Below are 12,910 nucleotides of genomic sequence, written 5' to 3'. Positions count from 1 at the left end.
AGCCTACCTCCGCACGTGGGTGAACAGGTAGTCGAAATAGCGACTGCGCGCCTCGGCGCGCGACGAGCGGCGCACGGGTAGCTTCGAGCCGTCGTCCATGAGGAAGCAGCCGTCGTCGGTGAGATCGTCCACGTGGGCGAGGTTCGCCATGATGCCGCGGTTGCAGGCGAACAGTTGCGGATACGGTGCCACCATGTCCGCGAGCCGGCCGAACGACTGACGCCAGCGCAGCGGCCCGTTCGCGGTGTTGAGGTTCAAGTAGTGCCCGTCGGCGGTGATGGAGCGCACCTGCGACAGGGGCACGTTGATCACGGCCGATCCGTCGTGGATGCGCAGCATGGTCTCGTCTCCGGCGAGGCGCTCGATTGCCTCGTCCAGGGCGGCGGCGATGTCGTCGGGCGTGAACGGCTTGGTCAGGTAGTGGAACGCGCGCACACGGAACCCGTCCACGGCGTGTTCGCTGGACACGGTGGTGAAGATGATGAGGCCGGGGTAGTTCTCGCGCCGCAGCCGTTCGGCGATGTCGATGCCGTTGGCGCCGTCCAGGAACACATCCAGGAACACGAGGTCGAAGGCGAGCGCGTCGGCTGTCTCGAACAGGTCGTCGCCGCCGCGGAAGCGGCATATCTCGCAGGTGCGTCCTCGCTTGTCCAGGTGGGAGCGGATCGCGTCTTCGAGGGTTTTGGCATCGGGTGCGCAGTCGTCAACGATGGCGATTCTCATCGGTCTCTTTCTTCGATACATGCCAGCAGGGAGGGGTTCGCCTGAACGGCGCATATCGGTTATGCGGCGCGTCATGGAACCTCCTTTCCATTTTGGCGGTATCGTCGAAAAGCGACGGATGTTTTCGTGCCAGATCGGCGCGTTTCGTGCCAGCCCGAATGCCGAGCCGAGCGTGCTGCGCGACCCCAAGCGCCGCTCGTCCCCCAGTATACCGCGCCTCTTCGCGAAACCGCCGCCGATGTTCAACAGGTCAGCCATCGCCATCTTGAGCGGGCGGGAGAACGGCGGCGCACCTCGCGGCGCTTCCTATTGCAGGTCCTTCAGCCCCGGCCTGTGGCGTTCGTTCAGGGTGGCAGCGTCCCTGTCTTCTCCCGCCGCTCGGGGGTGGCGGTGGATGCGTTTCGTGCCAGGCAGGTTCGTTTCGTGCCAGAAAACAGTTTTTGCCTTCGCGCCTCGGTAGACTTTGCTTGAAGTGTGTTTTCCTGCGAGAACGGGGTACGGTATGGGCCGGGTACTGAGGCGTGAACATGAAGACAAGCGGCTGGCGTTCGCCGCGCTGCTCACGACGGGCATGATCGCGGCGCTGCTCGCGTTCGCCGCGCTTGCGGCTCCCTCGCCCGCCTACGCGGCCCAGCTGCAAGGAAAAGGCACGGCCGACGAGCCCACGCTTATCTACAGCACCGATGACCTCATTGCGTGGTGCAACAGCCTGAACAACATGGGCAAAGACCAAGAGCGCCAGCAGCACGCGCGCCTCATGAATGACCTCACCGCCCCTGGCCCCGATGGTGCGGAATACGGCGGGGTGGTCGACGACGCCGTCGTCGACAGAATGAACCATCCCGACTTGCAAGTGGCCAAGCTCGACGGCAACGGGCACTTGATCGAGCTCCAGCTTACCAGCCACAGCGCCCTCTTCCAGACCGGCGGCAAGGCTGGCGACACGGGCGTCACAACGATCAAGGACCTCCACGTCATCGGCTCGGTGAGTTACAGCGGCAACGCAGGCACGCTGTTCGGGAGCATCGGCACGAAGGGCGACTCTTCCGATGACCGCCGAATCGAGATAAGGGATTGCACGAACCAGGCGAACGTGCAGGGCGGTCCGAGTGCCGGCGGCTTCATAGGCTCGTATTTCGACAATAACAACGACAAAGGCGGTATCGTCATCGAGCGCTGCTCGAACTTCGGCGAAATCCTGTCCTTGGAGGGGCACGCTGGCGGCATGGTGGGCAGCCTTGTGAAGTGCAGCGATAGGATCCCGGCCCAGCCTAAGGCAAGTGGTTTGGAGTACTGCTCGAACAACGGCGAGGTCAAGTCGATGGGCGGCAGCTTCCCCACGGTCTATGACAACAATAATCAAGGCAAGCCAGAAACAATCGGGGGATGCGCCGGAGGCTTGGTGGGGTATCTGTCGTATATAGTGACCACTTTTAGCATTCATCACGACTACAACCAAGGGGAAATCTATAGCTCGAGCAGTATCGGATACTCCGGCGGTTTGGTGGGATTCGCCGACACCCTCGACGGTTATGCGCGTTCCGTTTCGTCCTGCTACAACTCAGGCGCTATCAAAACCGACGCCGCAGAAGCCGGGCATGCCGGCGGCCTTTTCGGGTACGTGGTGCCCTCGTCATTTAAGATTACCAGCTGCGAGACTCTAGAGGGCAGCGTGCCGGCGGACGCCATCGGCGGTAGCGCGTGCAACGGCAGAATCGTCAGCATGATTACTCTCGACATTACCCACGGGTATACCAATAGCGATCCTGAAATGTGCATAGGCGATGGCGGCAGGGTACTTGAGGGCGTCGGCGTCGGCAAGGACATCAAGATTACGTTGATAAACCCCATGAACAGCGAGCGCGCGAGGGACGCGTACGGCTACGCCTACTGGAACACGGTTTTTTCCAGCAAGAATGCCGATGCGCCCAAGGGCTACAGCCTGGCCTATTGGACGCTCGAAGCGCCTGACGCGAGCGGCATGTGGAGCAAGCCGCCGAAGGAATACAAGGCCAACCCGGACGATATACACGATCGCATCTACGGCGGCGACCCCATTTTCTACGCCTACTGCGTGCCCTCCTCGGCTACTGTGAAGTTCAACCTGAACGAACCTGCCGGTTATACCTGCTCCATGGATCCGAAAGACGTGACCAAGACCTTCGTGAAAGGCGAACCGGTAGGCGCGCTGCCCACGGCTACGTGCGTCAACAGCGAGGACAAAAACGACACGCGCGCGTTTTTGGGCTGGGCGACCATGCCCGATGGGAGCGACTCGAAGGCCGAGTGGATCAGCGAAAGCTCCGACAACCTGTACGACTTCGTAAAGAGCGGGACCGTCACGCTGTACGCGCAGTGGGCCGATACGAGCCTGCCGTTCGATATTACCATCCAGCCCGAAGATTTCTTGGCTTCCGCTCTTGCCAAGGACGTGAATCAGCGGATTTCCTTTGGCTTCGCCACCCTCTACCCGTTCGACAATTGCTACCGCTATTCGGTGCAGCTGCAGTACAGGGAGGACTCGGACGATAGCTACAAAGAGGTTACCGACCTCCTCCATTCTGACTCCAGGAGCCGAGTTTATTTCTTGCTCGAATCCCCAAAGCAGGCCATAGGCGACTACCGTCTCAAGATAGACTACTACGAGCTGGACAACCTTATGGGCACCCTCTATACCAGTTCTGCGAACATCGTGCTGCAAATTCCGCAATCGGAAGCGAACGTGACAGTCGTCGGGCTGGTCAAAGACGACGAGTCCAGCAACAACAGTGAAACAGACGAGATCTTGGGTACGAGAACCTACGACGTATCCGGGATCATACAGGGCGACATCCCGTTGCTCATAGGCGATGCCCCGTCGCCCGAGAGCAATCTCATTCCGAACGACTACGCCTATAACGTATGGATCGAGGGCGACGATACCGTGTCGAAGAAGGAGTACGTTGCGGACGTGCGCTCCTTCAATTTGGCGGACCAGCATTTGAAGGAGGGGCAAACCTACCAGCTGTGCGTGGCCCGCACGTTCTATCGTTCCTACGGGAAAGACACCTACGAGGGGGAAAGCGAGCCGTACCGCATACCGTTCGTAGTTCCCTACGCAGATAGCGTGCCGGTCAGCATCACGGTGCCGAAGATGACGGTCGATGACGTGGTGACGCTCGACAATAAACCGTGCTCTTTTGAGACCTTCAGCAAGATACCCCTTAACAAGCCGTTCAACCTGGTCGTGGACGCGGAGTACGAGCAGCCGCAGCCCGAAAGCCGTCCGATGCAGGTCCGGTGGCAGTATAGTGATAGCTGGGACGGCGTGAATTGGGCCGACCTGCCCGTGGACACCCGTGTTGCGTGGAGCGATGACCGCAAGACCGCGCGCCTGTATACCACGCTGAATGCCGATATAGCGTTTGATGAAGCGTTCTTCCGGGTGAGGCTGTCCTCGCCGCCGTCACCCGACAGCGTGATAGGCAATAACTCGAAAGAACTGTCGGTGTACCTTGCCGAGCCGGAGATGATACAGCCGACGGTGACAGGCGATACGCACGTGAAACTTGACTGGACGTGGCAAGACGGCGGCGGGAAGCCCATGACATCCGGGGGCTTTGCCGTGAGCATTGAGCGCAAAGAACCGGGAGGAGGGGACTGGGTAGAGGAGAAAACCGATTGGACGACCGAGTACTCTTACGAAACCACCCTTGATCCTCAGGTAGAGTATCGTGCGTGCGTGCGTGCCGAAACGGCGGGTTTGAAGAGCGATTACTCGAATTACCGTACCTTCAAAACGACGGGCGCGACAGGGCTTACGTGGGACGATGCCTATTGCACGGCCTACCTCCCCTCCGAAAAGCGGAATGACAAAATTTCCGTGAATTACGATTGGGCGAACTACAACGACGGCAAGCATGCCGTCCAGTACTCGTGGTATCTCAATGATAACAAGGACGGCAAGGGGGGGTACTCGCACTTCGCCACCACGGAATCCGACTCGATGAACTTCCCGGTTGACTTCGTGACCGAGAAGCAATGGGATCCGATGAAGGCGTGGTGGGTGAAGGTGGAGGCCCGGGTGTGGACCCTTACCGACGAGGGAGAACTGGGACACGTCGTCACTGGTACCGCAAAGACGTCATCGCCCCTTCCCGTTGTCCACAACACCACCGTGCCGCAGAACCTGAAGGTGAAGGATGTGGGGTCGTACCATGCAACGGTTTGCTGGGACGCGCCTGCCGAGGGCACGGTGCGCGAATACGAGGTGAAGGCGGGGAGCTACAAGCAAATCGTCCCGGTGGAAGCGGGCAAGACGAGCTATGAGGCGACGATAAACCTGTCCCCCTCTACGTACTACAGCGCGTCCGTGAGCACGGTCGACTCCCGCAAGAGAAACAGCACGATCGCCACAACGCCGGAAACGGTCGAAGTCCATACGCTGCCCAGCCCCGAGGTGGGCACTTGGACGGTCACGGCCGACAAGACTGCTGCCGACCTGGGCGACAAGGTTACGCTTTCGGCCTCCTATGTAGCGAACAGCGGGAAGTTCCCGACGGCTGCCGAGTTGCAGTGGTACTCCTGGTGCGAGGGCGACCCGGATTGGCAGCCCGAAGGCGAAGCGGTTACGCTTAACGATGCTAGCAAGGATTACACGACGACCCTGATACATGAGGTGACCTCCGAAGATTACGGGCGGCAGTGGAAGCTGGGCGTGAAGGCGACCTCGCCCGACGCGTCGGTCACGGGCAGCTCGAACGTCGTGACGGTGGCCATCATGCCGCCCACGCCGACGAACGTCGCGTGCGGCGCGCCGACGCCCACGAGCCTCCCGGTTTCGTGGAAGCCGGTTGAGGACGCGGAGGGGTACCAGATCAAGTGCGTGAAGCTGGATACCGACGGCAATCCGGAAAACGCGACCACGTACTCGGTGACTGCGGACGGCTTGAAGCCGGATGCCGGCGGCAAGCTGTGCTACGAGGTGCTGAACCTTCAGCCGAGCACGACCTATCAGGTGAGCGTTGCCGCGTTCGTGCGCGGCGTGACCGGCAAGTTCTCGGCTGCGCTCGACGCGACGACGTTGGCGGAGCCCACCATCGAGACGCCCGTATTCCAGCAGGTGCCCAAGACGGCATGGGTGGAAGCTGGCGATGATGCAACGTTCACGGCGCAGGCCAGCGTGAGCGACGGCGGCGCGATCGCGTACGCCTGGCAGCGCAAGGGCGCAGGCGAGCAGGACTTCACCCCGATTGCGCAGAGCGACAAGTACGCCATGAGCGAGAATGCCGGCGTGGCGACGCTCACGGTGAACAAGGTGGGCGCGGACGATGTGGCTGCGGCGTTCCGCTGCGTGGCCACGAACAGCAAAGACAATCAGACGGCGAACGCTGCCAGCGCGGCGGCCTACCTGACGGTGGCTCCCGTTGCGCCGACGGACGTGCAGGCGCAGGCGACCAGCGCGACTACGGGCGAGGTTACCTGGAAGGCGAGCGGTGCAATCCATCGCTTCGCAGTGACGTGGCGACAGTTCGACGAGGACGGTTATAAGGGGTCCGAATACTCCAAGGTCGTCACCATCCCCAACGATGAAACGCAAGGCAGCTGCCAACTCGAGGGGCTGCTGCCCGAGGCGAGCTACGAGGTGGCTGTGTATGCCGCGCCGGAAGCCGGCTTCCGGTCGGAGAAAGTGAGCGCATCGCTCTATACGCCGGCTGCAAGCGCGCTCGATTCGGCCACGGTGTCCTCGGACAAGACGCTGGTAAAGCCCGGCGAAACGGTGACGTTCAAGGTTGAAACGAACGTGGACGGCCTGCTGCCGGAGCGGTTGGAGTACCGTTGGCAGCGCAATTCGTCCGGTGAGTTTTGGTTCGACGTCGAAGGCGAAGCCGGTACGAAGAAGGAGCTTTCCATCGTGGCGCCCGAGGGCGGATCGGTCGAGAGTTATCGCTGTATCGTGACGTCCACCAGGACGACGACTGGCGTGGGCACCGACACGAAGAGCGTGACCAGCTCCGTCGGCTTGCTGCTGACGAGCGTTCCCGTGGCGCCGCCCGTGCAGCTTGCGGCCGAGCCGGGTACTACCTCGGTGCATCTGACGTGGGCAAGCGGCGACCCGCGCGATGTCACCTACCAGGTCCAGTACGCGGAGGGCCCCACGCCGAATGATGACGCTTGGCAAACCGTCGACAACGTGGGCTCCAGCACGTCGTGCGACGTGGAGGGCTTGAAGGCGAACACGGTGTACTCGTGGCGCGTTCAGGCCGTGGTGCGCGATCAACTGTGGTCCGAGTGGGCTCAGGCCGATACGTTCATCACGCTTGAAGAGCCCAGCGCGCTGGCTACGGTGTCGGTGACGCCGCGCTGGGGAGCGGCCGTGGCGGGCAGCAGCAAGGGCGTCACGTACACGGCGGTGACGAATATTGACAATGCCCTTAACGGGGAAACGCTGTCCTACCAGTGGCAGGAAAGCGCGACCGGTGTCGAGTGGAGCGATGTGCAAGGCGCAACGGAGGTAACGTACGTTGCGGATGCGGCGAATGCGAAACCGCGCTCGTGCCAGTACCGCTGCGTCGTGACGGCCAGCAAGGACGGCGCCCCGCTGAAAACCATAACAAGCGAGTCGGTCAACTTTAGGACTACGGCGACGCCTCCCACCGACTTGGTGGCGGAGGGCATTACGGCAGCCACGGCGAATCTGTCGTGGAAGGGTTCCCTCGTTGAGGGGCTGTCCTACCGCGTGTTCTGGCGCGCATCGGAAGCCGATGCGTGGACCAGCACGTCCGACCTGACGGAAGCGAAGTACATGCTGAGCAGCCTTATGCCCGCCACCACCTACGAGTGGTACGTGCAGGTGATGGACAACGGCGAGCCGTCGGCGCGCTCGGCCACGTGGCTGTTCGTGACGCAATCGTTGTCGCCGATCCCCCAACTCACGCGTGTGGTGGTGGGCCCGCTGGATCAAACGCCCAGCGCGACCGAGCAGGCAACATTCACGGCGTACACGAACGTGGACGATATGCCGGACGCGACAAGGGCCTACAAGTGGGAGATGCGGGATCTGGATTCGGATGCATGGAAGACGCTCGCGGACAAGACGACGCGCAAGATAGAGCTCGATCCGGGCGCGGACGGCTACGTGCGCTGCACGGTGACGTATACGCCGCCCACCAGCGTGCTTGTACCGTCGCTGACCAATACCTCGGTTACCAGCACCAATGAAGCGCGCGTGCGCGTCATGCCTGGAGCGCCGAGCGGCTTGACGGTTAACGCCGTGGGCAAAACGACCGCTGATATCAGCTGGACTGGCGACGCGAGCGGGGCTACGTTCGACCTCGTGTATCGCGCGGTCGGTTCGAGCGAGTGGGCCAGCGTACCGAGACTGAATTCGGCCTCCACCAATTTGGCTGACTTGAATCCGGGCACGGTGTACGAGTGGAACGTGCGCTCCGTTGCCTACGACGCAAGCGGCGATCCGTTGTACAGCGACTGGGTGGCGGGTCCTCTGTTCACCACGCAGCCGGAAGAGATCGTGTTCTCGCGGGCCTGGGTCACGCCGAGCGCGACGAGCGTTCTGGCTGGCGCCGAGGGCTCCGTCATGCTGACGGCGAATACCGACGCCGACACCGCCAACGAAACCCTGACCTACCAGTGGCAGCGCTTCGACGGCACCGCATGGAAGTCCGTGGATGGTGAGACGGCTGCCACGCTGCAGGTTTCCGCGAAGGACCTGTCGGTCGGCGAGCACCCCTACCGCTGCGAGGTCACGGCCACGCGCGGCAGCAGCACAAAGACGTTCGACAGCAACGAGTCCGTCGTGACGGCGATGCCCGCTGCGCCGACCGATCTTACCGTCGGTGATGATTTTCCGTATGTTGACCCTGATAACCAAAGTGGCCAGGTGAGGGCCGTGCTCAGCTGGACGTGGGGCAACGGCGCTTTGCCGGAGGGCACTCGGTTCGAGGTGAGCTACCGAAAGCTCGCAGGAGCTGGTGCCATCAATGACGAGTGGCTGTCCGAAGGTCTTGAGATAGACGACGCGGCCAGGACGTGCCAGGCTGTGCTGGAAGCGAGGAATATCACGTACCAGTGGCGCGTGCGGGTCGTGCAGAACGGCGTGACATCGCCGTGGTCGGAGATCGACACGTTCATCACTGCGCAGGACGAGCCGGCCGAGGTGCTCAGCTCCGTTCAGGTAACGCCCTCTGACAGCTTGGTGAGCAACGATGAGGTGGCCACGGTCACCCTCACGGCATCCACGAACGTGATTGATGACGTCGCTCTCACGTACGCGTGGGAATGGTGCAAGCTTACAACGGAGGATCCGCGCAAAAGCGAAACCGTTTGGACATCAATGGACGACAAAACATCGAAGGAGATAACGCTTTCCGGGGATGAAAGGAACCGCTACGTGCGCTGCACGGTGAAGCAGACTGTTGGCGGGACGACCAAGACCGCGTCCAGCAATCCGGCACGCGTGCGTACCGAGCCCATGGCACCGAAGGAGACTTCCGCGAAGGCGGCCCGTGTCGGCACTTACGACTCTACCTCGTGCATCGGCCTGCGCTGGGAGTGCGATGATCCGCGTGCGCAAAATGATGCGCAGAAAACAGTCATAGGCTATGAAGTGAACTACCGCAAGATCGGTGAAAGCGAGTGGTCTGAAGAGATTTGCAACGAAAAGAGCTGCCGGCTGACTTCCTTGGAGTTTGACGCAACGTACGAGTGGCGCGTGCGTACGATATTGAGCAATAATATGAAAGGGGAGGGAGGTTATAATCCTACGGTGGATAAGGGCGGCCCGCATTCCGAGTGGGTGGACGGCCCCGTGTTCACCGTGCCGAAGGTCGAGGTCACCCCGACGAGGGCGGCAGCGGTCATAGGCAACGGCCGCACCTTGACGTTCACCGCCATTCCCAATGTCCCCATAATGAGCCACGAGCGCAATAAGGAGTACCAGTGGGAGCGTTATGAGGGCACGAAATGGGTGTCTGTGCCGGGCGAAACGAACGAGACGCTCAGCATCGAGGCGAACAAGGCGGCCACGGCTGGAGCGAGCAGGTATCGCTGCAAGGTGACGTTAGAGGGCGGTGATTACACTCGTATCGTTACGACAAGCAACGAGGTCACCTGCACGCTTGCGCCCGCTGCTCCAACCAACTTGACGGCATCGGACATCACGTCCGACGAAGCCACGCTTTCCTGGGCGTGGGAGAAGGGAGGCTTGCAGAACGCCGACGAGTTCAAGATTCTTTATCGCGAAAGCGGTGCGAAGGAGTGGAAGACCGCCACGGCTACAGGCGATGCCAGCCAGCTTGTGCTTAAGGACTTGAAGCCCGAAACGATCTACGAGTGGCGCGCGCGGGCCGTGCAGAACGGCGTGGAGTCGCTGCCGTCGTTCGCGAACCTGTTCGTCACGGCGTCGGAGCATCCTACCTTGAAGCTGGAGTCGGTGCTGGTGGATCCGCGCGATCAGACGGTGGAGCCGGTGGCGCAGGCCACGGTGAAGGCGACCACGAACCTGGACGGCATGGTAGGCGCGGGCGAGCTTACGTACGCGTGGGAGAAGCGCGCGCTCGATTCCAAACCCAACGATCCTAATGCGTGGGTGGAGATCGCGGGCCAAACGGGCAGCAGCGTGACGCTTCCCGTCAAGACGAGCGGCTACGTGCGCTGCAAGGTGACGTACACGGTCGACGGCTCCGACCCGGTAGTCAGCAACGAGGTGTCCGTGCGCGTGCAGCCTGATGCTGTTCCGACCGACCTGAACGTGAAGGATATCGGCAACACGACGGCGACGCTCGCATGGGGCGGCACGCTGCCAACCGGCGGCTCCTTCACGCTGCTGTACCGGACGGCCGGCGAGGACGGATGGGCCACGGTGCCGAAGCTCACGGCATCGCCCTATGCCGCAGAGGGCCTTGCTCCCGGCACGAAGTACGAGTGGCGCATGTGCTCAGTGTCGGCCGACGGGGTGACCTCCGAATGGGTTGACGGCCCTGCGTTCACCACGACGTCGCAAGATGCCGTGCTTGACAGCGTGGTCGTGGCTCCTGAGCGTGCGGAAGCGGTGGCGGGCGATAGCTTGCTGGTCGATGACTTCTTCGCCAAGGTAACCGGCTCCGCCGAGGGCCAGTCGCTGGCGTACCAGTGGCAGGTCCAGCTGTCCGGCACGTGGACGAACCTGCCGGGCGAAACGGGCGAGCGCACCCATCTGTCGGTTGCCAACCTGGAAGCGGGCGAGCACTCCTTGCGCTGCGTCGTGACGGCGACGGCGCCGGGCGGCAAGTCGAAGACGGTCGAGAGCAACGTGGTGACGCTGGCGCTTTCGCTGGCATCGCCGAGCGGCCTTGCCGTGCGAGAGGTGACGAGGGACGCGGCGACGCTTGCGTGGACGTGGGCGGGGCCGGGTGCGGTCGATTCGTTCAACGTCCGGTACCGCGAGGAAGGCGCCTCGGATGCTGATTGGGCAACCGCTCCCGCGGACAGCGTCGATCCTGTAAGCATGACCTGCATCATCAAGGTTCTTGCGTCCGGCACGTCCTACGAGTGGCAGGTGCAAGCCGTGCGAGGTGGTCAGACGAGCGCCTGGGTCGCCAGCGGGTTCGTCACGCTGGCGGACGGGCCGCTCAAGGTTGCGCGCATATGGCCGTCCGACGTGGTGCTTGCGAAGGACGAACAAGCCAGGTTTGTGGTATTCACGAACCGCGGGAATGCCGCAGACGTTTCGTACGAGTGGCAGCGCCGCGCGCTCGATTCCGAGGATGCCGACGATTCGTGGGAGACTATCCCGAACGCGACGGATAAGATCTTGACGCTCGCCGCCAACACCACCGGCTACATACGCTGCGTGGCCACGCAGACGGCTCCAAGCGCCGGGGCGGCCGAGGGCGCCGAGGTGTCTGAGGTTGCCGAGGCGGCTGAAACGCCTGAGACGCCTGAGGGGGCCGACGTGGCCGAGACACCCGAGGGGCCCGATGTGGCCGATGTGGCCGACGCGGCCGAGGCTGGCGCGTCGAACGAAACGCTTGGGGCGAACGATGGTTCCGAGACGAACGAGGCGGGCGAGACGCCTGCGGCGAACGAGGCAGGCGAGGCGTCCGCGACATCTGAGGTATCCGAGGTTGTCGAGACTTTCGCAGCGTCGGCGCCGGTCGCGATCAGCAACCAGGCGCGCGTGCGCGTGACGCCCAGCGTTCCGAGCGGGCTCACGGCGGCGGCCGGCTACACGAACGCCGCGCTTTCGTGGGCGCCCGCCGATGTGGACGGCGTCACGTTCACGCTGGCGTACCGTGTTGCCGGTAGCCAGGATTGGACGGAGGTTCCGGGTTTGACCGCTCCCGAGTACGACTTGGGCGGCCTCGCCCAGGGTTCCTCCTACGAGTGGCGCGTGCAAGCGGTCGTGGGCAAGGGCGACGATGCTTTGAAGACGGAGTGGGCGTACGGCGATTCCTTCACCACGCAAACGATGAAAACCTACCGGGTGACGGCCGGTGCCAACGGCACGTGGCAGCCGGGGCAGGCGGGTCTGGCGTTCACCATCAACGGCGAACTCGACAAGTTCGTGTCGCTGGCGGTCGATGGCGCGGAGCTTAAGCGCGACAAGGACTACACGGCGATTTCGGGCAGCACGATCATCACACTCTCGAACGACTACCTGGCCACGCTTTCGGCGGGCACGCATACGCTGGTCGCGACGTACACCGACGGGACGGCCGAAACGACGTTCACCGTTGCCGAGGCCGACAAGCCGACGCCGCCCCCGCCAGGTGACGGCAACAACACGAGCGGAACGGACGGCGACGATAGCGGAGCCGGCGGTGCCGGCGCCAAGCAGCTGGCTCCCACCGGCGACCCGCTGGGCAACGCTGTGGGCGCCGCAGGTGTCCTCGGAGCCGTCTGCGCGGCGTTTGCAGCGATTGCAGCGGTCCGCCTGCGCCGCCGTCGCTAACCAGTACCGCCCAAGGCCCGGCGCCGCCCCCGCGGCGCCGGGCCTCCCCGTCAGTACCACCCTGTTCTAAAAGGGAACAGGCACTTTTAGGACAAAATGAGCGCCCCTGCTCGTCTCGAACTGAACGAGATCCCAAAATGTTGGACGGTCGAAAGTAAAATCTAAGCAGGGCCAGAGGGGCTGTATCAAAAGTGAAGCAGCCCCTCTGGCCGAGGTTGAGCACGGATCTTCAAGTTCCCGCGCGAGGTCATAAACTAC

The 12,910-nt window shown here is 62.6% G+C and carries 2 protein-coding genes; one reads left to right on the top strand and one right to left on the bottom strand.

Annotated elements, in window-relative coordinates:
- Window positions 1–3: 3 nt before the first annotated feature.
- A complete protein-coding gene (locus tag ABGT83_RS10815) occupies window positions 4–723 on the bottom strand; it encodes a LytR/AlgR family response regulator transcription factor (protein ID WP_103265479.1) in 720 nt (239 codons plus the stop codon).
- A 502-nt stretch (window positions 724–1,225) separates the two neighbouring features.
- Between ABGT83_RS10815 and ABGT83_RS10810 the strand changes: the two genes are divergently transcribed.
- Window positions 1,226–12,652 carry a fibronectin type III domain-containing protein gene (locus tag ABGT83_RS10810; protein ID WP_346687530.1) on the top strand — a complete coding sequence of 3,809 codons (11,427 nt, stop codon included), beginning with the start codon at window positions 1,226–1,228 and terminating at the stop codon, window positions 12,650–12,652.
- The last annotated feature ends 258 nt before the right edge of the window (window positions 12,653–12,910 follow it).

It is taken from the genome of Enteroscipio rubneri (genome assembly GCF_963929405.1).
Lineage (GTDB): Bacteria > Actinomycetota > Coriobacteriia > Coriobacteriales > Eggerthellaceae > Enteroscipio > Enteroscipio rubneri.
Note: the sequence above shows the minus strand (reverse complement) of the source record. Positions and strands in the feature narration are given on the sequence as shown.